Consider the following 18,967-nt stretch of genomic DNA (forward strand, 5'->3'; position numbering starts at 1 on the left):
CCGGACCAGCCTCCGGCCAAGCCTTGGGATTGGACGCTCCAGCTACCCGAGGGTTGGCGGCGCTTTCGCTGGCCAGCCGCAATCAAGGGGCCCGGAACGATCGCCGTCTTCCAGCGGCGCCTGCAGGACTTCGCCGACGAGCGGTATCAAAAGCTGCTTTCGCATTTCGGCGAGGCGGGCACGACAGTATTCGTGATAAAGCATGTCGAGTATCATGGACATGATCGAACGCCTTCCTGATCACTGAGGTTGACTTCCCACGTGACAGATTTCGACCATTTCAACCGGCGGCCAAAAGCCAACAGTGCCGACGGCATTTTATGTCCGACAAATTCTGCTCAGCGATTTGGCCAAAGCAGCGAAATAAAATCGGTATCAGCAATCTTTCAAAACGACCTGCCCGCGGCTCCGTAAACCGGATCAATTGCGAACAGGGGCATCAACTGCTCTACGCGCGTCACCAAGGGTGTCCAATGAATCCATGGCGGCAATTACAGATAGAGCCATCACGACCGTCTCCTCCTAAGGGAGAAAATAAAGGCCGCGACTTTCGCGATCAGTATAAACGTAATATTCTGACCGGCACGTGAACCAGTTCACATCTGCATCGATCACAGGCAAATCAGACTAGCAGATCGATAGCATGGCTTCTTGGACTTGCGCGCACGACCCTGAGAAGGCCGGTGCGTGAATTGCAAAATGCAGACATTGAAAATGGTGTGCCGCAGCATTTCATCCTGATGCTCTGTGAAGGCTGGAGGTCCCATGCGTACGGACGCAGCCGATTTTGCATCGTATCGATTTTCGACGCGCGACCTTCCGGAGCGTATTCGTCTCCCTCTATGGCGCGAACACTTTGGGCGATGCATCGTGCACGCCGACATCGAGCCGCTGTCGAACACTCCGATCCAGGCCGATGCGTCGCTGCAGGCGATTCAGGGTCTGCGCATGCTCACGCTAAAGGGCACTTCGATGCGCTTCAAGCGTTTGCAGGCGAACCTTGCCGATGGCGATGATTCCGTCGGCCTCATCTTCTGCTCTCCCGGCAGAAGTCAGCTATCGCAGCGCGGCCGCCAAGTTGAGCTTCGCGCGGGCGATGCAATCGCAATTCTGCATTCGGAGCCGGCCAGCGTTATCTATATCGATGGATTACAATTCGGTCTGGCGGTGCCGCGCGCGGAGCTTGAACAGCGCGTAACGAATGTCGAAAGCCTGGCCATGCGGCCGATTGGGCACCGAGCGGAAGCATTCCGGCTATTCGCGGCCTATCTGAAGTCGGTGCTCAAGGCGAGAGCACTGACCGCCCCGGAACTTCGTCATACGGTCGTGAGCCACATCCATGATCTCGTTGCACTGGCGATCAGCGAGTGTCCTGCCTTGGGCGAGAGCGGCGCGAGCGCCGTCGTGGCTGCGCGGCATAATGCAGCCCTCGACTACATCACCATACACTTTCAGGAGCCTGGGCTCAGCGTTCAAACGGTCGCCCGTTGCCAGGGCATCTCGCCGCGCTATCTACAGCGCCTGATGGCGTCATCGGGAACGTCGTTCACGGAGCGCCTGAATGAATTGCGTCTCCAGCGCGCGCTCGAATTGCTAACTGGGTCTCACGCCGGCCGTCAGAGGATTTCCGATATCGCGCTGGAGGTTGGCTTCTCGGATGTTTCGCATTTCAACCGCCTGTTCCGAATTCGCTTCGGCGATTCTCCGCGCGGCGTTCGGCTTGCCCGAAAGGCGGCCAGCTGAGCCACAGTGCCCAGACTGCCGCGTGTGCAATGCCCGCCTTCATCGCGGGCTCGGTGTCGGCCGCCAGGACTCGGGCAGGCCGCTCCTTCGAGAGGAACCAGACCTCGATGGAGCCCCGGCACGAAACCGACCGGGCCGTGTACTGGGATCACCGCGGCGGTGTCGGCGTCGTGCTGATCCTGACCTTGCAGAATCGCAACAATTTTCCGGTGACGTTCGAGGCCAATCACGTCCGCATCTATTGATGCGGCGCGCACATGGAGCGGGCTGCGCCGGTTGCGCGGCCGGCGCAGGCCATCAGCCTTGACTGGCGTTCGGGGTTCGTGAGCGCGGCGAGACAGTCTCGCACCCGGTCATTCCACTCCGGCTGCGTTGCTACTCGCCGGCAGTCGGCGGCAGCCGTTCCCGAAGCGCTGCGATCTCGAGCATGACGGTGATGGCGATGGTCTTGAGGCGCGCATTCTCGGTCATTGTCTCGGCAAGCTGCGGGTGGGGTGCCCCGGCATGGCCTGGAGTGGTCTGGGCGCGTTCTGGCGGTGTCGGGGTCACAGGCTAGCTCTTGCCGGCGGTCAAGGCGCGCAGCCCGGGCAGCTGCGGAGTTCAGGGCGGAAGCGGCGTTCAAACGCGGAATATGAAGATAACGTCCGCTTGCTTACAGGAAGCTGACGTGTCGCAATTTATTGCTGTTTGTGTCTGCCGATGTTGCTTGGGAGGAGAGGGCGGAACGAGAAGCAAAGCTCGGACGGTTCATGTCGCGAGGATGCGGATGCGTGACTTACAGGCCATGCCGCATATCCAGTGTCGTCCCTGCGAAAAGCAGGGACCCATAACCACCGAAGTTCTTTGTTGTGCGTTGCTGCTATGACGAGTCCCGTCAACAACACCCGCCGCGGAGTATGGGTCCATGCTTTCGCAGGGACGACAGGTGTGTATGCGGCGACGCGCAAAAGCGCACGCGCAATTCCCGCGAAGCTGAACGCCGGATTGGTTGGATGCAGCGAAGCCTTAGCTTAGCTGCTGCCCGTCGCGCCGCGCACCACGCGCTTGATCTTGTCGGTGGTGTAGGTCTGGCCGCCGATTGAGAGCAGCGGCGGGGAGGCGGTCAGGTCGACGGAGTCGACGACGCCCTGAATCTCGGTCGAGATGGCGAGGTCGTTGCCCTTGGAATCCTTGCCGGTCGCGGTCAGCGTGTAGGTGCCGGCCGGCCATTGCGTGCCGTCCGTGCCCTTGCCATCCCAGACGAAGCTGGCGTTGCCCTGCTTCAGGTTGAAATTGCCGGAATAGGCGGTCTGGCCGGTCGCGCTGGTGATCGTGATGGTGGCGCTGGTGGCTTGCGGCGACACCAGATTCCAGGTCGCGGATTTGTTGAACTGCGTCTTGCTGCCGTCGACGGCGACCGTGTTGCCGACATAGACCAGCGCCTGGGTCGATTGCGCGCTCTTCTCGATCGCGATCAGCTGCTTGAGCTGATCGTTGGATTTCAGCTGCTGCTCGACGCCGGCGAACTGCACGAGCTGCTGGGTGAACTGGTTGGTGTCGAGCGGGTCGAGCGGGTTCTGATGCTGCAACTGCGTGGTCAGCAGCGTCAGGAAGGTCTGGAAGTTGTCGGCGATGCCCTGCGAGGAGGTCGTCAGGCCGCTACCGGTGCTGCTGCTTCCGGAGCTCGTTCCGTTGCTGGTGCCCGGTGCTGAGACGACCGGCGTCGGCATGGTTGCATCGACTGCCATGGTGAACTCCTTACACTCTGATATCGACGCCGCCGAGGGCGCTGGTTGCACGGCCATAGGAGCGGCCCGCTGCTGCGGCGGGGACGCTGTCCTCCTCGGTGACGATCAAACGATGGGCGTTCGGATTGGACTGGCCGTTGTTGTTCTGGCCCGACTGCGACTGATCGCGCAGGCTGAACTGCAATCCACCATTGCCGGTCGACAGGCCGGCATTGTCGAGCGCGCGTTGCAGCTGGTTGGCGTCCTGGCGCAGCATCGACAGCGTTTCCGGGCGTTCGACGGTGAGATGCGAGGTCACCTGGCCGTTGCGATCGACATCGATGCGGACATCGATGCGGCCAAGCTCGGCAGGATCAAGCCGGATCTCGAAGCGGCTCTTGCCGCTCTTGGCGGAGGCGGCGATCTGCATCGCAAGCCCGCTGAGCGGCACGGCGGCGGTTTGCGCGGCGTTGGTCACGGTCAATTGCGCGGTCGCAGACGGCGTCGTCTGGCTGGCCGGCAGTTGCGCCTGGAGTGCGTTCGCCGCCTGCGCGCCGGGATCGGGCGTCGTCAGCTGGGCCTGCGCAGCCGCGTGGCCACCGGCCGTCGGCGTCGGCGCGGCGTTGCCGTCGCCGCTTGCATCGGCCTTGATGGCATCGGCTGCGCCGTCCGCGGTGGCCTTCGCCTTGCCGGATACAGCCGCCGGCTGCGTCGCTGCGGGAACGATGTTGGTCGGAGCGGCCTGCGCGGTGTTGGCGTTGCCCTGGGCCGCGCCGTCCTGGTCGGTTGGCGTTGTCACAGTCGCGTCCTTTGCGGCCACCTGTGCCTTGGCTTGCGTCGTCGTCTTCGTTGCCGGCGTTCCGGCGGCAACCGTGGCGGCGAGTGTCGCATCGCCGGTCGCCGTCGCTGCGCCGGAAACCGTTGCCGCATCTGTCGTGATGACCTGTCTCTCGGTCTTGACGCCCGCCGCCTTGGCGGCCTTGTCGGCATTCGCCGCGGTGGTCGCCGCTGTTGCGGTGTCGGCGCCGGCAGGCGCGCCGCTGCCGGCCGGCGCACCGGTGGCGGCGATGGCCGAGCTGGCCGCGATGGCCGCAGCCGCGATCGCAAGCGGTGCGGCCGGCTGGCCGGCTGGCGCGGTCGCCGCTGCCGGGTCAGTCGCCGCTACGGCGGCGACGGGGACGGCAACCACGGCGTTGGCCGCCGCCGCATTGGATGGGTCCGGCTGCGGCACGGCTTGCGTCGCGGCCTTGTCGCCGGTGGATTGCGCATCAGTGCTCGACTTCGAGTCGTCCGATTTCGATTTCGACTTGGTCTTGGGCGGCGCGTCGCTGCCGCTATCGACCTTGTTGTCATCGCGCGAGCTGCCGGAATCCCGCGACGTCCGGTCGGGGGCCGTGCTGTTGTCGCGGGAGCGTGCATCGGTCGTCGAGGTCGAATCGTCGGACCGGCGCGCGGGCGACGGTTGGGTGTCGTGCCTGGTGTTGTCGCTCGTGGACGCAGAATTGCTGTCGACCAGCGCGGCAAAGCCGTCGTTCCCCGCCTGCGAGGCGGGATCGGGCCGCGCCGACCGCGGCGCCGCGCCCTGAAAGGACCGGCTTGCAAATGCTTCCGACGTCACGCTGACCACTGCCAACCCTCGCAAATGAGACTTCCGGCGTATTGTCAGCAAGGAGCGGGCCAATCATCGGTCGTTATAAATACTGAGTTATTTCAATTGGTTAAGAGGTGCGTGCGCGGCCTGGAACAGGTTCCAGAGAGGCCTCCTTTTTGCCCGGCGGCAAGATTTGCCGTCCGCGCACGGCAAGACACGGATTCCGCCGGATTGCCTCGCCGGAATACGGCCTATATTAAAGGTGGCCTCCGACGCGTCCCGAACCGACCGAACCGGCCTTGGACGCGTTCTAAGGCTTTCTGGACAAAGGCTTTTTTCCAATTTCGTCGCGGAGCGCATAAGCTCGCCGCGACGGTGACCAATGACCACTTAGAGATGCTCAACAGTCTGGATCTTGAAGGCCGCCCTGAAGACACACGGATCGTCGTTGCCATGTCCGGCGGCGTCGACTCGTCGGTGACGGCTGCGCTGTTGAAGTCGCAGGGCTATGACGTGGTCGGGATCACGCTGCAGCTTTACGACCATGGTGCCGCGACCCATCGCAAGGGCGCCTGCTGCGCCGGCCGCGACATCCATGACGCGCGCAATGTCGCGGAGCGGATCGGCATCCCGCATTACGTGCTCGATTACGAAAGCCGCTTCAAGCAATCCGTGATCGACAATTTCGCCGACAGCTACGCGCTCGGCGAAACGCCGGTGCCGTGCATCGAGTGCAACCGTTCGGTCAAATTTCGCGATCTGCTCTCGACCGCGCGCGAGCTCGGCGCGCAGGCGCTCGCCACCGGACATTATGTCGCCTCGCGCCGGCTTGCCGACGGATCGCGCTCGCTGACTTGCGCGGCGGATGCCGATCGCGACCAGAGCTATTTCCTGTTCGCGACCACGCGCGAGCAGCTCGACTTTCTGCGCTTCCCGCTCGGCGACATGACCAAGCCGCAGACCCGCGAGCTGGCGCGGCGCTTCGATCTCGAGGTCGCCGACAAGCAGGACAGCCAGGACATCTGCTTCGTGCCGACCGGCCGCTACACCGACATCATCGGACGGCTGAAGCCGAATGCGATCGCGCCGGGCGACATCGTCGATCTCGCCGGCAATGTCATCGGCCAGCACCAGGGCATCGTTCATTTCACAGTCGGCCAGCGCAAGGGCCTCGGCATCGCATCAAGCCATCCGCTCTATGTGGTCAAGCTCGACGCGGCGACGCGCCGGGTCGTGGTCGGGCCGCGCGAGGCGCTGCGCATGGATCGCATCGCGCTGCGCGACGTCAACTGGATCGGCGACGGCGCGCTGGACCGCGTGATCGGCGAGGGTATCGAGATCTATGTCCGCGTGCGTTCGACGCGCGCGCCGCAGCCGGCATGGTTGCGCGCCACGGATGGCGGCTATGAGGTCGAGCTCGTCGCCGGCGAGGAGGGCGTGTCGCCCGGCCAGGCCTGCGTGTTCTACGACGCGGCCTCCGGGCAGGCGCGCGTGCTCGGCGGCGGCTTCATCAGAAGTGCGAGCGCGAGCCGCGCGGCGCGGGCCGCGACGCAGGATGCGATGGCGCCGCTGGCGGAAGCGGTTCGCGGCTAGACAGAAGAAGCATCGGGGCAGGGGAATGGCTGGGGACATCGACCGCGAGGGGGTCGAAAAGGCGTATGGCCGCTGGGCACCGATCTACGATCTCGTGTTCGGCAAGGTGTTCGATCAGGGCCGTCAGTCGACGATCGCGGAGGCCGACCGGATCGGCGGACGCGTGCTCGACGTCGGCGTCGGCACCGGGCTGTCGCTGTCGGAATATGCGCGCACCACGAAGCTGTGCGGCGTCGATATTTCCGAGCCGATGCTGCGGCGGGCGCTCAAGCGCGTGCGCGCGCTGGGCCTCAGCAATGTCGAGACGCTGGCGGTGATGGACGCCAAGCACCTCGCATTTCCGGATTCGTTTTTTGATGCGGTGGTCGCGCAATACGTCATCACCGCGGTGCCGGATCCCGAGGCGACGCTGGATGATTTCATTCGCGTGCTGAAGCCGGGCGGCGAGCTGATCCTGGTCAATCACATCGGCGCCGAGAGCGGCCCGCGCCGGATCTTCGAGCTCGCCTTCGCGCCGCTGGCGCGGCGGCTCGGCTGGCGTCCGGAATTTCCGTGGGAGCGGCTGACCAATTGGGCCGCCAAGCATGGCGGCGTCAGCCTTGCGGAACGCCGGCCGATGCCGCCGATGGGGCATTTCTCGCTGATCCGCTTCCGCAAATCGTGAGAATGCGGCGATTTTGACGGGAACATCGGCGCGTCGTCACGGTTTTCTCGTCATGAGGATCAATCGAACACTCGCTTTGTCCTGTGCCCTGATCATGGCGCCCGTCGTTGCCGCGGCGCAGGCGCCGCCCACGCCCGCCACGCCGCCGGCACCGACTGCGCCGCCGGCGCCGTCTCGCGCGGCCGCGAATTGCGCGCCGCAGCAGCCTTCGCATCCGGGTGTTGCGGCGCCAGAGGGAACCACCACCGGGCAAGCTTTGGGCGACAAGCTCGCCAAATCCGACGGCGTGCTGTGTCCGCCGGCCGGCGTCGACCCCGAAATGCGTGCGCCGACCCCGCAAGGCGGCAACACGCCGGTGATTCCTCCACCCGGCAGCCCCGGCGGCGACCCCTCGGTCAGGCCAAAATAGCCTCTATCTGCAATAGTTTGCGGTCTCGTCCGGGTTTGCTTGACAGGCGTGCGTGCCACTCTTTATATGCCGCGCGTTCGCACCCGCGGCTTGCATGCCGCCGATCGCGAGCCCATGGCGGGGTAGCTCAGCTGGTTAGAGCACGGGAATCATAATCCTGGGGTCGGGGGTTCGAGTCCCTCTCCCGCTACCAACGGTCCCCCACCCAGGGAACGTTGGAGGAACGGAGCGCCTACCAGCTCTTGCAACCGGCCCTTGATCTCGACATCGAACGAACCTTTCACGCCGGGCTCAGCGTGCACCACAACGCTGTGGATCAAGCGCCGTAGGGGCGCGATCAGCTCGGGCCGCTCGGATGCCTTCTCGTCGTCGAGCGCCGATCTCAGCGCCTCAACGTCTCCCAGATAATTCCGGATCGCAGCCGGGTGGAGGGCGACCGTTTTGCCCTGATCGGTGGCAGCGGCGAGCTGCTCTTCGACCGATAGCCTTTCGGCCTCTAGGGCGTTCAGGCGAGGGACGATGGCATCAGTTCGGGCACCTTGGGCGATGGCGTCGACTAACCGTTCGGTTTCGCGCTTGATTTCTCCGGCGCGGCGTTCCAGCTTCGCGCGATCTCTGGTCGCTCCGCTGACGAGCAGGCGGCGCTCTTCATTGTAGGCCGTCAAATAGTGCTTCCAGTATCCGGGGTCCTTGAGCACTTCGCGGAGCCCATCGAGCACGGCCGCTTCGATTTTGTTTCGGTTGACCATCCGACTATTCGAACATGAACCGCTCTCGCGATACGTCGAGCACTGTACGCGCGGTTCACCACGGTGCAGGCCTACAGAACCCATTCCCCCGCCGCAGACAGGGCAGCGGAGCAGACCACTCAGCAAACGCGGTATGCGATGCATTGTCGGCTTCACAACGGCCCGACGCTTTGCTCGAATCGCTGCCCACGTTTCATCGCTGATGATGCGAAGGTGGGGCGCATCAACTCGCTTGTGCTTTGACGCTGGATTAGGGCGCGACAGTCTTTTGCCTGTCGTCGGGTCCTTGATCATGCTGACCTTGTTCCAGACGATTTGCCCGACATAGATTTCGTTTTGCAGGATGCCGTTACCCCGCTGCGCGCTGCCCTGGATCGTTGAAGCATTCCAGCGATGTCCGCTCGGCGGCGCGACCTTGTCTTTGTTCAGACGCCCCGCGATGTCGCGCACGGTGCGCCCTTCGAGATGCTCTTTGAAGATGCGCCGGATGATCGCCGCCTGCTCTTCGACGACCTGAAGTTCGCCCGGCTTGCCCGGCACAGGCTGATAGCCGTAAGCCTTTCCGCCTGCACGCCTGCCGTCGCGGATAACGGCTTCCATCCCGCGCCGTGTGTGGATCACAAGGTTCTCGATGAACATCTCGCCCATCAGCGCACGCAGCGCGCCGTCGAGCTTCGTGACCTTGCCCATTGCCGTGTGGACGGCGATGCCTAGAAACTCGAAGCGTTTGCGAGCCGTGTGCCAGTCGCCCTGATCGCGCGAGATGCGGTCAATGTCTTCCGCCACAAGAACGTCGAAGCCCTTGCTCTCGGCGGCGCGCATCATCTTTTGGAAGCCGGGCCGATTGGCAGCCGATGAGCCGGAGATGGCGCGATCCTCGAAGACCGTGACCACCTTGAAGCCTTCGCGCTCGCACAGCTCACGGCATAAGGCGATCTGATCTTCGGTCGACTTCTCGTTTTGATTTTCAGAAGAGAAGCGGGCGTAGATCGCGGCGCGAAGCATCTAGTTCAACTCCCTGGGGCGAGGCCCCTTCAATTGGGTCTCGTGGTCCTTGCGAGCCGCGTAGCGGGCGAGCGCCTCCACGAACGCGACAACATCCGGATCGAGCTTACCGCGCCCGGTCGGGGCGGGTAAACCGGCCGTTGCCAGTCCACAGGTTTGTCGGCGCTCAGATACCATTTGCTCGGCGGGGTCAGGGGTCGAATGACCCCACTAAGCGCGGGCTTTTGGGAAAAGCGCAACTTAATGGACAGTGGGAGCCGTTGCCCTGGTCGTAGCAGGGAGGGGGTGCCAAATATGAAAATTCCTAATGTCCTAAAGTCCAAAACCGAATGTCCATTAAGTTGAAGAACTCAAATAGACGCTGATATACGGAAGTAAGCCTCGCAGAAACGGACATGTACTGCGGGCAGGATTAGGGGGCGGATGGCACGCCTACCAGCCGAAGTCCTACACGGGAAAGAGCCCGTGGTTCGCGTAAGCGAATTGCCGATAGCGTCCCTCGGGGCGTAGCCCGGACAGTGCGAGAGTGCCATTCGATTGTCAGCCGTCTCTGCGGGGACGGTGTCCTGAGCCCAAATTCTTCTCTAGCTCAGGTCACACCCATGACTCACCCCACGCGCGCGCGAGCGTTATTCGCGTCAACATTCCTTCCGACTTTCCTCACCCTCATCGCCTGGGCGGGCGCGATCTCTATCTGGCCGTGCTCGGCAACCCCGCGCCCTCCACGTTCGCGCGCTGGCTCGCGGAAGGCAAAATCCCGAAGCCCCAGAAACTCGGCTCCCTGAACCGCTGGCCCGAAACGGTCATGGCGGACACGCGCGACAGCGGCATCGCCTGAGCCTCGCGCCGAACGCCGCTTAGCAAGCAACACTTCAATCACGCCACCCAGGCCCAACGCGCGCCTTCACGCGACAGGCTGCGCGTGCCCTCAAACTTCACGAGACCTCATGTCCCATCTCACCATGACCGAATTCAACCGCGATCTAGTCGACCATCTCCCGATGCTGCGCCGCTCGATCCTTTCGCGGCTGCCTCGCGACCTCGCTAACCGAGCCACTACCGCTGACGAGATTCAAAGTGACGTTTGCTGGCTCGCGCTGGAATTGCAGGCATCCTATGAACGCGGCTGCTTTGAGTGCTGGTTGCACGCACTGCGACGGATTGCGCACATCAGATACTTCGATGACCACGCCAAACTCCGCAAGCGCGAAACGTTGAGGGCCGATTTGATCGACGGCAACGATGACGACCACGAGGAGCCCGATTTGCTTGCCGAGGGGGGCGACGGAGCTGACGGTGTTGCACTCACCGAAGCACGCGCTGCGCTCGATATTATTCGCGAACTGCCCGGCCACGAGGGCGAGGCGTTGCTTTTGGCCGGAGCGGGCTTCAAATCTGCCGAAATAGCCAAGTCACTCGACCTTAACGCAGAGCGTGTCCGGAAGATGCTTGAACGGAGCCGCGCGAAATTGCGCCAGATGCTCGACACGCCCGCCGCGCAGACTGCCTAAAGGAAAAGACGTGACTGTAAGCGACAACACTGGCGAACGTCAGAGCACGAATCGCAAGAACGCGCGTTTCTTCGCGCAGGCTGGCCTCTACGTCTTGCCTAGCGATGGGAAGGTCCCCTTGATCCCCCGCTACAATCGCGCTGACACGTCGCTCAGCAAGGAAGAGCGCGAGGCCGCAATCGAAGAGTACGTCGAGAAGCACGGCGTTGAACCCGTTCACGTGGGCGCTACCAGAGACGATGCCACACTCGTCAAGCTGTGGCGCAAGTTCCCCAACGCGGTGCCGTCCATTTCGTGCGGCCCGTCGAAGCTCGTTGTGCTTGATGCCGATCAGAAAGATTCCGGGCCGGAGAAGTTGCGCGCGCTCTTCGACGAGCATGGGGGACCGCCCATGGGCGTCGCGATCAACCCGACGAAAAGCGGAGGGATTCACGTAGTCTTCCGCGATCCGGAGAACCGGTTCAGCAACCGCGCGGGGGCCTTGAAGAAAAACTACGGCACCGATGTCCGGGGAACCGGCGGGCAGTTCGTCGGTCCGGGCTCTATCCGCGAGGATGGCGCGACCTACGGCACCCAGGCCGACAAGCAAGCATTCGTTCGTGCGTTCGTCGGCGGTCAATTGCCGACGCTGCCGGACTACGTCGTCGAGTTGATCGGCTCTCAGCCCGAAGGTGAGGCTTCGCCACTCAATGATAGCGATCCCGTAATTAAGGGCCTCATTGAGGAGCTTGGCGTGGGGGAGCGGGACGGGTTCTTGTCGCTCTTCGATTCAACAGTCGGCAAATTCCCGCTCGATTACATTCGGCAGTGTCGACCCGACTTCGATTTCTTTTATGATCACCCCAGCGATGACCGCTCTGCGAATAGGATGAAGGCTGCGACGTTCCTTGTTGGGGCGTATCCCGAGCTGACAGTTAATGACTATGCGGTGTTCTGTGAGGAATGGGCTGGCGCAGGTGAGCCGGATGACCGGCAACTGGCCCGCGAGTTCGCGCGAGCGAAACGCAATCCTGCGCACGTTTCCAAGCCGAGTGACGGAAGCGCCTTTGAACCGGTGGAAGAGGAGGGTGACGAGACTGGTCACAAGCGTTCCTCTCACACTCGCGCAGGCGAGCTTGTCGCCAACTATAAGCCCATTCGCTGGCTCGTTAAGCGCCTAATCCCGCTCAACAGCGTTGGCGCGTTGTACGGGCTGCCTAACGTTGGCAAAAGTTTCGTGGTGTTTGATCTCGCGAGCCACGCTCGACGCGGGCGGGAGTGGTTTGGCCGTAAGATGGCAGGGGGCGACGTTCTATACTGCTACGCCGAAGGTGCCGAAGGAATGAGTGGGCGCGCTAAGGCATGGGCCGACAACAACGACACGAGCGGCGGCGATGTGGCTCTGATGAACAATGTCCCCAATCTGTTCAAGGACCCGAAGGCCGCCGACAAGCTGATCGCTGAAGCCCGCAGATGTGAGGCAGATAGCGGGCAGCCGGTGCGGCTGGTCATTGTTGATACGCTCGCAGCGGCGACTACCGGAGCCGATGGAAGTAGCGACAAAGACATGGGCTTGGTATGCGAGCGGCTACGCAAAGTCGCCACGGCGCTCGATTGTGCCGTCCTGGTCGTTCACCATAGCGGCAAGGACGTGACGAAAGGTATGCGCGGTTCGTCTGCGATCTTGGGCGCAGTAGACTACACGCTGCTCGCCGAGGAGGGCAAATGCGCGTCGACTGTCAGCGTCGAGAAAATGCGTGACGCATCTAAGTCTCAGTCCATCCGATTCAAACTCGTGGAAGTCGTCATCGGCAAAGACGAGGACGGGGAGGACGTGACGAGCTGCATCATTCGTCCGGTCGCCGTCGGCGATAGCATCGACTTGGCAACTGACGACTCAGATGATGACGCAAGGCTAACGCCTCCGGACGAACCGTCCGACAAGCTCGCGGCAACCCTGAGAGTTTTCAGGGAGCGTGCTGAAAGCATCGCTGCCGAGACGGGCGATAGGGTCGAAGAGATCGGATTGGCCGCGAAGGACGTGCTAGCGGCGCTGAACGTGGATAGAAAGCGGAGCGGGCTGGCGGAGCTTAAAGAACGCACGGCCGTCCCGCGACTGTTGGCAAAGTTGGTGGAAGCCGGTGAGATCGTTAAGTCGGGAGACAATCGACAGACGGAATATCGGCTAGCAAGCTAAGGCTTTTGCATTGCCGTTAGCCGCCCCAGGAGGCCCTTGTACTGATAAGCGCCCTTCAGTAGTTCCTTAGCTAAATCTATCGAGAGCCGCACCTCTGGCTCTCCGATGGTCTGATACGTCTTAGCCTCGATATGAGCCGCGTCATTTCCAAGCAGCCGCAAGTGATCCGCTGCTTGGATAAGCTCCTGCGGGATGATGACGATATTTGCTAGGGCGGCAATTCGATCCTTGAGATTGTTTCCCTTAGCGCCACGATCTTCACACAACTCTTCGAGAACACGGCGTACCATCAGGGCTGCCGCCTTATAGCATTGTGAGCCGTGACATTTGACCGCCTCCTCTAGCGACGCGGCGATGCCGGGAGGGATATCGGTCGAATCGAAGTCGAGTACTTCGTTTGGCAACGAAACGGTCTTGCCCGTTCCATCCATTACGACCAGCACTATCCCGCGACATTCGTAGTTCGGACAGATGCGAATTCCAACGGTTGAGATGCCTTTGGAGACCGGCGAATTGTTCCTAAACTCCAGGTGATTGATCTGCAAGTCTTGCGGTCCCACCGCTGTAAATGCTCCCATATGCATGCAGTGGGGACAGCGAATGTTTGGCACTAGGGAAGAGGGCACTGCGTTTCCTGCGGCGGGAGGCAAAATGTTCACATCATTGCCTTGTGAAGATTTCAGCTTGTAGACCGTAGCCAAGGCAATGCCCTCCACAATTTTGACTGTGCAATCGACCGTGCAGCGCCCCACCGTGCACGGTTGCTGCACGGTCGTTTGCACGGTTGGCCTGCACGGTTCGCGCACGGTCAGGTGCACGGTTGTTCGCAAGTATTATCAGTCACTTAGTTCGACCGTGCAGCAACCGTGCACTGATTTTCCCATCAACCGTGCACGTCTCTCCCTCCCTACAGGGGAGGGAGACGGCACGAGGGCGCGAATTGGGAAGGTAAGCATTAGCCCGGAGTGCCGACCGCCCGTCCGAGACGCCCGGGAAAAAAGTTGTCGGGCCGCGTCACAAACTGCCTCCCAAAACTGATTACCCAATAGGGCCGCTCGAAACCGAGCGCGCATCTCACCGGCCGAAGCGGGGGCAACGGCCATCATAAAGAGCACCTCCGTAGGCGACCCCTCGAAAGGTCGCACGCTTCTCCAGCGTCCCGTAGACCCGGTTGGCCTGCGCGACTGATCTCGGAGAGCAGGCGGTCTCCCTGATCTCCGCACAGTGCGTGCTCGGATCAGATGAAATGGCCCAACAAGCCGCGAGGCTTGGCCTCCACCCCTGGAAATGGGGGTCGGGCAAATATGTATAGGTGAGTCTGAGCGGCGCAGGCGCGCGGCCCCAACAAGTTTTAGAGATAGTGCGAGCGGAGCGGGATGCCGTTTGCACTGCGCGCCGCGCGGTAGGCTCGTGACCGCCGCGTGGCGCAACCCCCTCGAAAGGAACGCCGATGAGCGACAACCCCGTTTTCGAAGGCCTCGCCGAAGGTCTCAAGCCCTCCGATGCAATTTTCTCGCGCGATCTCGCGCTGATTGGTATCGACGCCAAGCTTGCGCGCCTGACCGATGCAGCCGAACGTCAAGCCGACGCGCTCGAAACGTTCGTCACGCTCTTCGCAAGCTGCATCGGTACCACTCATGCGTTCTGCCCGGGTCGAGCGGAGGGCGAGACGCCTCATGTCAACTTCCTACGCGCGAGCGCTGACGGCGGGCCGTTCAGATGCGACTCGTCGCCCGATGAGGCTGACGATGACTGATCGGCAAGTGCGCACGACACCGAACGCCGACACGAACAGCGCGACCGCGCTTCTCGATAAGGCAGCGCAGGCGATGCCGACGCATTGGAGCCCGGGTCCGGGCTTCAATCTGTTCTATGCACGGCTGTTAGCTGCGCGACGTGTCGAGCCCGTTGTGTTCGTGTCGGGGCCGATGCTTTAGGCCGAAGCCAATACTTCAGCGTTGGTGTCCGACGCCGATACCGAGTTGCGAGGCTTTGACGCGTACCGCGCCAATAGTGCGTTTGAGTTCCTTAGAGACCTTCGCGACAGGCGTACGTGCCTTCGAGTGCTTCTTCAGGCTCTTCACATCTGCCGTGGTCCATTCGCGGCGAATCTGAGTCTTCTTCTTTGCGCGCTTCAATTCACTGACTCCACGTCCATTGACGCTGTGCAGTAACAACAGCCGCTTGTGATCGCAACTCACAAAGCCTTGCTGGGGATAAATACGATGAGTTTGTTACAAGTCAGTGTCGACGCCGCTCCAATGGAGCGTTGGGCGCAAGAACTAAGCACGCGTGGCATTCGAAACGCCATCCGCCGAGCTGTCGATCGATCAGCGACGGCAGCGCGCAAGGTCGCGTTAGAGGTGATTGCGAAGGACGCGGGCGTCTCCGTCGCGCGCATCCGCCCTGGCGTTACGAAGGTGCGACGTACTACTCAATCCGATCTGAGCGCGTCGTTTGTGGCGACCAAACTACGCATCGGCATTCTGAACACGCAAGGTGCAACCGTGAGCCGTCGCGGCGGTTTGCATGCTAGCACATTTAGGCTGACAGGTGGTGGCAGCTCTTCGCTCGACGTTGCGAAGGCCTTCGTCATCCGGGCTAACGGAGGCAGCTTCGTAGCAATCCGACGCGGGAGAGAGCGACTTCCGGTGAAAGGAATCTATGCTGAGCAGCCGTCCACCGCGATGGCGCAGGACAACGGCGCAGCGCGATTGGCCTGGCAGAAGGAAGCAAGTGCGCAAGTAGCTCAGCGGTTGCCGCAAGAGATACAGAAGCAGCTTCTCGCCGAAGGCCTGCCTTACAGCCCGCCCGCCGACGCGGGCGATTAGAGCCAACACCGTCGCTGGAGCGATATCGACACGCTCGCGACGATTAGCGCGCCGCGTCCGGCTGAAGCGGAAGTGAGACGACGCCCTGTCGGGCGTGGCGCGCGCCCCCTTGGCACGTAGGTCCCGAACGCGACCACAATGCACCATGGCAAGCCGCCGCAGGGGCGTTGGGGTCCCTCCCGGCGACCCTCCGGGCAGCCCAGCGGTGCACCGCCGCACCATTTTCACTGAAAACGCCGACATTTTCGATAGCAGAGAACCCTCATGGGAAGGCCGAGAGGCATTATCCGCAGGATCGCGGACGAAACGAGCCTGGATCAGGCGACCGTGCGTCGCTTGCTCGCGGCGGCCGACATCACCGAACAGAACTGCGAGGCGGACTTCGCCCGTGCTGTTGAGACAGTGAGAAGCTCGGCGGACAATGACCGAGTAATCGGCCATGCCGCGAGCGGAAGAGGCGAGGGCGGGACCAATAGCGAGTACGCCGCAGCGAAAGCGGAAGCGGAGCGCTACCGCGCCGAGAAGATGCGGCTGCAAAACGAGCGGCTGCGCGGCTCCCTGATCGACCGTGCCAGTGTCACCAAAACATACACCCGCATACTCGGCGATTTAAGAACGACGTTGTTGGCGATGGGCGGAAAGCTCGCGCCGCAGCTTCTCGGGCAAACTGACGTTCGCTTGATCGCGAAGATTCTCGACACCGAAATGAGAGACACGCTCACCGTATTCGCTGATGAGCAAAAATTTGCTGAAGCGCTAGACGACGAAGCGCTCGGCTAAAAGCGAGATACAATGATCGACAACGCATTAGCGTCGGCGATGCTCGGCGCTATGCGTCCTCCGCCGATTATATCGCCGCGTGAGTTTGCAGAAACCAACATACGGCTTCCCTCAAATGCGGCTGCCCGCCCGGGGCCGTTGCGGCTTGCACCCTACCAGATCGAGCCGCTCAATTACTTCGCAGAAGACGACGCAGACGTACTTGTGTTGGAGTGGGCGGCACAGACCGGGAAGAGCACCATTGTCAATGCCGTGCTCGGCCATATCATTGGCTGCAACCCGGGTCCCACGCTCCACGTCTCACCGACCGGGGACCGCTCGAAAGAGCTGGTTCGCGAGCGTCTAGACCCACTGATTGCAAGCTCTCCCGCCCTTCGCGCTTTGGTCGGTACCGGTAACGGTACCAAGAGGGGGAGTGCGGGCGGCACGGACAGCACGTCGCTCAAGACCTTCCCTGGGGGGTCGATTGCCTTTGCGTCGAGCTTCAAGGCCGATGAGCTTGCAGCGCGAGCGATCAGGTTTTTGCTGCTCGATGAGACGGACAGATTCGCGGGCGCGCTCCCTGGCGAAGGCGATCCCGTCGCACTCGCTTTTAAGCGTACCAAGACCTTCGAGGACAACGGCCGTCGTGTCCTCCTCGTCAGCACCCCGACGACGCGCATGGGGTCGCGTATCGATTCTTGGTTCAAGCGCGGAGATCAGCGCAAATGGTTCGTCGCCTGCCCCGATTGCGTTCACAGCGGACCGCTAGACTTTGCGGACATCAAATGGACACCGGGTAAGCCTGAGACCGCTCACCACGTCTGCCCGGACTGTGGCGTGGTTCACGGTGAGGCGCAGCGGCGCGCGATGGTGGGAGCGGGGAGATGGATTGCCACCGCAACCGGCGAGAGGGGCATTAGGTCTTACCATCTAACCGAGTTGGCCTCACTGTTCAGCACGATGGCTTCAGTTGTTCAGCAATTCGAGGCTGCGACCACGCCAGAGGCCAAGCAAGTCTTCTACAATACCGTGCTTGCCCAGGCCTACGACGCAACGACAGAAGTCGAGTTGTCTGCAAGCGAACTACAGCAACGCGCCGAGCAGATCGCGTCGCCGTACCGTGCGGATATGGTGTTCGTCAGCGCGGGCGTCGATGTGCAGTCCAATCGTCTTGAAGTGACATTCTTAGGTCACCACGCCGATCAGACGTTAAGTGTTCTCAATCACGTTAAGCTGGTGGGGGACACAAGCGGTGACGCGGTTTGGCATCAGCTTGACGCGGCAATGGAGTCCGCCTTTCGAACCGTAGACGGCCGCGTGTTGCCCGTTCTAATTCAGGCAATCGACTCAGGCTTCAACGCTGATCAAGTCGTGAAGTTCGTGCGATCTCAACGCCGAAAGTCGCGCTCGGCGTACGCCGTTAAAGGTAAGGGAGGCTTCGACCGAATGCCTCTCGTCAGTGGCGGACGACTTAAAGGTCAGATGCAGTTGCTGATTGTCGGGGTCGACGCGGTCAAGCTCGCCGTTCAAAAGGCACTTGCGATTGAGGAGCCGTCTCCGGGTTATATCCGACTGCCGGAGCACTTGGACGAAGAATACTTTGCCGGTTTGGCATCCGAGCAGTTGCGTGCCCGCGTCGTGAATGGTGCACCGCGCTTCGAATATCACCGCACCGTGAGACGAAACGAGCCACTCGATTGCCTGGTGTACGCCACGGCCATCGCAAGGCATCCCCAAGTTCGGGCGGCAATTGAAAAGCCGCCCGCACCTACACAACCCAAACCATCATTCGAAGAGTCGCTCAAGCGATTGGCGGCTCTCTCCGAACCCATGAGGTAACTACACCATGCGCGAATACAAGAAACCGGCCGCTGTTAGCGGCGAAGCGAACGCCGCAATCGCGAGTGAACGTATGCGAATCCGAGATATTCTGGAAAGCGTTGAAGCGCGGCGCAATCCTGCTATGGCGCAGAAACTTGCGCTTGTCGCGGCGCTCGACGCTGAGACAGCGAGGAGCATCCTGGGTGAAGCGCCTGTCGCTAATCCTTATCTTGCGGCCTTGGATCGCGAAGTTCCGAGCGGCCTGAACGCGGCCACGGTAGACATCACCGGCGATCCGAGGGCCGCGCGCATGAAAGAGATCGCGGAGGGTGTAAAAGCCATCAACGCCGCGAACCGTCGCGCGCAGGGCCTTGCCGCTAAGGAATAGGTCCTATGTCAAAGATCA

The 18,967-nt window shown here is 62.0% G+C and carries 21 protein-coding genes and 1 tRNA gene; 15 read left to right on the forward strand and 7 right to left on the reverse strand.

Features of this window, described 5'->3' with window-relative positions:
• Positions 1-42: 42 nt before the first annotated feature.
• Positions 43-222, reverse strand: a complete 180-nt coding sequence (locus AC066Y_RS28420; protein WP_478276745.1) for a hypothetical protein — start codon at positions 220-222, stop codon at positions 43-45.
• A 543-nt stretch (positions 223-765) separates the two neighbouring features.
• On the opposite strand from AC066Y_RS28420, the gene AC066Y_RS28425 reads away from it, so the two are divergent.
• Positions 766-1,743 (forward strand): helix-turn-helix domain-containing protein, encoded by a 978-nt coding sequence (locus AC066Y_RS28425; protein WP_478276746.1) that lies wholly within the window; start codon positions 766-768, stop codon positions 1,741-1,743.
• A 29-nt stretch (positions 1,744-1,772) separates the two neighbouring features.
• Positions 1,773-1,988, forward strand: a complete 216-nt coding sequence (locus AC066Y_RS28430) for a hypothetical protein (RefSeq protein ID WP_478276747.1) — start codon at positions 1,773-1,775, stop codon at positions 1,986-1,988.
• A 130-nt stretch (positions 1,989-2,118) separates the two neighbouring features.
• Here AC066Y_RS28430 and AC066Y_RS28435 read toward each other — a convergent pair whose 3' ends face one another.
• From AC066Y_RS28435 to AC066Y_RS28445, 3 genes are all read right to left on the reverse strand, one after another.
• Complete coding sequence (locus tag AC066Y_RS28435; protein WP_478276748.1) at positions 2,119-2,292, reverse strand: hypothetical protein; 174 nt, start codon at positions 2,290-2,292, stop codon at positions 2,119-2,121.
• A gap of 461 nt (positions 2,293-2,753) precedes the next feature.
• Positions 2,754-3,470 (reverse strand): flagellar hook assembly protein FlgD, encoded by a 717-nt coding sequence (locus AC066Y_RS28440; protein WP_092117260.1) that lies wholly within the window; start codon positions 3,468-3,470, stop codon positions 2,754-2,756.
• 10 nt (positions 3,471-3,480) lie between these two features.
• Complete coding sequence (locus AC066Y_RS28445) at positions 3,481-5,067, reverse strand: flagellar hook-length control protein FliK (protein ID WP_478276749.1); 1,587 nt, start codon at positions 5,065-5,067, stop codon at positions 3,481-3,483.
• Between the two features lie 369 nt (positions 5,068-5,436).
• Here AC066Y_RS28445 and mnmA point away from each other — a divergent pair, with 369 nt between their 5' ends.
• The 4 genes from mnmA to AC066Y_RS28465 all read left to right on the forward strand — a co-directional run bounded on the left by mnmA (position 5,437) and on the right by AC066Y_RS28465 (position 7,899).
• The gene (gene mnmA / locus AC066Y_RS28450; protein ID WP_478276750.1) at positions 5,437-6,633 is read left to right on the forward strand and encodes a tRNA 2-thiouridine(34) synthase MnmA; all 1,197 of its coding nucleotides are present in this window, start codon (positions 5,437-5,439) and stop codon (positions 6,631-6,633) included.
• Positions 6,634-6,658: 25 nt separating this feature from the next.
• Positions 6,659-7,297, forward strand: coding sequence for a class I SAM-dependent methyltransferase (locus tag AC066Y_RS28455; RefSeq protein WP_173640979.1), 639 nt, complete (start codon positions 6,659-6,661; stop codon positions 7,295-7,297).
• A 52-nt stretch (positions 7,298-7,349) separates the two neighbouring features.
• Positions 7,350-7,706 (forward strand): hypothetical protein, encoded by a 357-nt coding sequence (locus AC066Y_RS28460; protein WP_478276751.1) that lies wholly within the window; start codon positions 7,350-7,352, stop codon positions 7,704-7,706.
• Positions 7,707-7,822: 116 nt separating this feature from the next.
• Positions 7,823-7,899: transfer RNA gene (locus AC066Y_RS28465), tRNA-Met, on the forward strand.
• Here the strand turns inward: AC066Y_RS28465 and AC066Y_RS28470 are convergent.
• Complete coding sequence (locus AC066Y_RS28470; protein WP_478276774.1) at positions 7,856-9,460, reverse strand: recombinase family protein; 1,605 nt, start codon at positions 9,458-9,460, stop codon at positions 7,856-7,858. The genes AC066Y_RS28465 and AC066Y_RS28470 overlap by 44 nt on opposite strands.
• Before the next feature lie 700 nt (positions 9,461-10,160).
• Here AC066Y_RS28470 and AC066Y_RS28475 point away from each other — a divergent pair.
• The 3 genes from AC066Y_RS28475 to AC066Y_RS28485 all read left to right on the forward strand — a co-directional run bounded on the left by AC066Y_RS28475 (position 10,161) and on the right by AC066Y_RS28485 (position 13,147).
• Positions 10,161-10,298, forward strand: a complete 138-nt coding sequence (locus tag AC066Y_RS28475) for a hypothetical protein (protein ID WP_478276752.1) — start codon at positions 10,161-10,163, stop codon at positions 10,296-10,298.
• 109 nt (positions 10,299-10,407) lie between these two features.
• Positions 10,408-10,971 carry a sigma-70 family RNA polymerase sigma factor gene (locus AC066Y_RS28480; protein WP_478276753.1) on the forward strand — a complete coding sequence of 188 codons (564 nt, stop codon included), beginning with the start codon at positions 10,408-10,410 and terminating at the stop codon, positions 10,969-10,971.
• Positions 10,972-10,981: 10 nt separating this feature from the next.
• A complete protein-coding gene (locus tag AC066Y_RS28485) occupies positions 10,982-13,147 on the forward strand; it encodes an AAA family ATPase (protein WP_478276754.1) in 2,166 nt (721 codons plus the stop codon).
• On the opposite strand, the gene AC066Y_RS28490 is transcribed toward AC066Y_RS28485, so the two are convergent.
• Positions 13,144-13,848: a DUF4145 domain-containing protein gene (locus AC066Y_RS28490; protein ID WP_478276755.1), complete on the reverse strand. Its 705-nt coding sequence runs from the start codon at positions 13,846-13,848 to the stop codon at positions 13,144-13,146. The two genes, AC066Y_RS28485 and AC066Y_RS28490, sit on opposite strands and share 4 nt — an antisense overlap.
• Positions 13,849-14,597: 749 nt before the next feature.
• Between AC066Y_RS28490 and AC066Y_RS28495 the strand changes: the two genes are divergently transcribed.
• Together AC066Y_RS28495 and AC066Y_RS28500 are read left to right on the forward strand one after the other, a co-directional pair.
• Positions 14,598-14,903 carry a hypothetical protein gene (locus AC066Y_RS28495; RefSeq protein WP_478276756.1) on the forward strand — a complete coding sequence of 102 codons (306 nt, stop codon included), beginning with the start codon at positions 14,598-14,600 and terminating at the stop codon, positions 14,901-14,903.
• The gene (locus tag AC066Y_RS28500) at positions 14,896-15,084 is read left to right on the forward strand and encodes a hypothetical protein (RefSeq protein ID WP_478276757.1); all 189 of its coding nucleotides are present in this window, start codon (positions 14,896-14,898) and stop codon (positions 15,082-15,084) included. Before AC066Y_RS28495 ends, AC066Y_RS28500 begins: the two co-directional genes overlap by 8 nt.
• Positions 15,085-15,099: 15 nt before the next feature.
• Here AC066Y_RS28500 and AC066Y_RS28505 read toward each other — a convergent pair whose 3' ends face one another.
• Complete coding sequence (locus AC066Y_RS28505; RefSeq protein ID WP_478276758.1) at positions 15,100-15,285, reverse strand: hypothetical protein; 186 nt, start codon at positions 15,283-15,285, stop codon at positions 15,100-15,102.
• An 87-nt stretch (positions 15,286-15,372) separates the two neighbouring features.
• Here AC066Y_RS28505 and AC066Y_RS28510 point away from each other — a divergent pair, with 87 nt between their 5' ends.
• From AC066Y_RS28510 to AC066Y_RS28525, 4 genes are all read left to right on the forward strand, one after another.
• The gene (locus AC066Y_RS28510) at positions 15,373-15,978 is read left to right on the forward strand and encodes a hypothetical protein (RefSeq protein ID WP_478276759.1); all 606 of its coding nucleotides are present in this window, start codon (positions 15,373-15,375) and stop codon (positions 15,976-15,978) included.
• Positions 15,979-16,242: 264 nt separating this feature from the next.
• Positions 16,243-16,758 carry a hypothetical protein gene (locus AC066Y_RS28515; RefSeq protein ID WP_456722804.1) on the forward strand — a complete coding sequence of 172 codons (516 nt, stop codon included), beginning with the start codon at positions 16,243-16,245 and terminating at the stop codon, positions 16,756-16,758.
• Positions 16,759-16,770: 12 nt separating this feature from the next.
• Positions 16,771-18,579 (forward strand): phage terminase large subunit family protein, encoded by a 1,809-nt coding sequence (locus AC066Y_RS28520; RefSeq protein WP_456722805.1) that lies wholly within the window; start codon positions 16,771-16,773, stop codon positions 18,577-18,579.
• 7 nt (positions 18,580-18,586) lie between these two features.
• The gene (locus AC066Y_RS28525; RefSeq protein ID WP_456722806.1) at positions 18,587-18,949 is read left to right on the forward strand and encodes a hypothetical protein; all 363 of its coding nucleotides are present in this window, start codon (positions 18,587-18,589) and stop codon (positions 18,947-18,949) included.
• Positions 18,950-18,967: the final 18 nt, after the last annotated feature.

The sequence above is a fragment of the Bradyrhizobium sp. USDA3010 genome (assembly GCF_056429065.1).

Bases quoted from the DNA above. Each gene is read 5' to 3' on its own strand.
- AC066Y_RS28420 (WP_478276745.1), bottom strand. From the start codon at position 222: ATGTCCATGATACTCGACATGCTTTATCACGAATACTGTCGTGCCCGC.
- AC066Y_RS28425 (WP_478276746.1), top strand. From the start codon at position 766: ATGCGTACGGACGCAGCCGATTTTGCATCGTATCGATTTTCGACGCGC.
- AC066Y_RS28430 (WP_478276747.1), top strand. From the start codon at position 1,773: ATGCCCGCCTTCATCGCGGGCTCGGTGTCGGCCGCCAGGACTCGGGCA.
- AC066Y_RS28440 (WP_092117260.1), bottom strand. From the start codon at position 3,470: ATGGCAGTCGATGCAACCATGCCGACGCCGGTCGTCTCAGCACCGGGC.
- mnmA (WP_478276750.1), top strand. From the start codon at position 5,437: ATGCTCAACAGTCTGGATCTTGAAGGCCGCCCTGAAGACACACGGATC.
- AC066Y_RS28455 (WP_173640979.1), top strand. From the start codon at position 6,659: ATGGCTGGGGACATCGACCGCGAGGGGGTCGAAAAGGCGTATGGCCGC.
- AC066Y_RS28460 (WP_478276751.1), top strand. From the start codon at position 7,350: ATGAGGATCAATCGAACACTCGCTTTGTCCTGTGCCCTGATCATGGCG.
- AC066Y_RS28470 (WP_478276774.1), bottom strand. From the start codon at position 9,460: ATGCTTCGCGCCGCGATCTACGCCCGCTTCTCTTCTGAAAATCAAAAC.
- AC066Y_RS28480 (WP_478276753.1), top strand. From the start codon at position 10,408: ATGTCCCATCTCACCATGACCGAATTCAACCGCGATCTAGTCGACCAT.
- AC066Y_RS28495 (WP_478276756.1), top strand. From the start codon at position 14,598: ATGAGCGACAACCCCGTTTTCGAAGGCCTCGCCGAAGGTCTCAAGCCC.
- AC066Y_RS28500 (WP_478276757.1), top strand. From the start codon at position 14,896: ATGACTGATCGGCAAGTGCGCACGACACCGAACGCCGACACGAACAGC.
- AC066Y_RS28510 (WP_478276759.1), top strand. From the start codon at position 15,373: ATGAGTTTGTTACAAGTCAGTGTCGACGCCGCTCCAATGGAGCGTTGG.
- AC066Y_RS28515 (WP_456722804.1), top strand. From the start codon at position 16,243: ATGGGAAGGCCGAGAGGCATTATCCGCAGGATCGCGGACGAAACGAGC.
- AC066Y_RS28520 (WP_456722805.1), top strand. From the start codon at position 16,771: ATGATCGACAACGCATTAGCGTCGGCGATGCTCGGCGCTATGCGTCCT.
- AC066Y_RS28525 (WP_456722806.1), top strand. From the start codon at position 18,587: ATGCGCGAATACAAGAAACCGGCCGCTGTTAGCGGCGAAGCGAACGCC.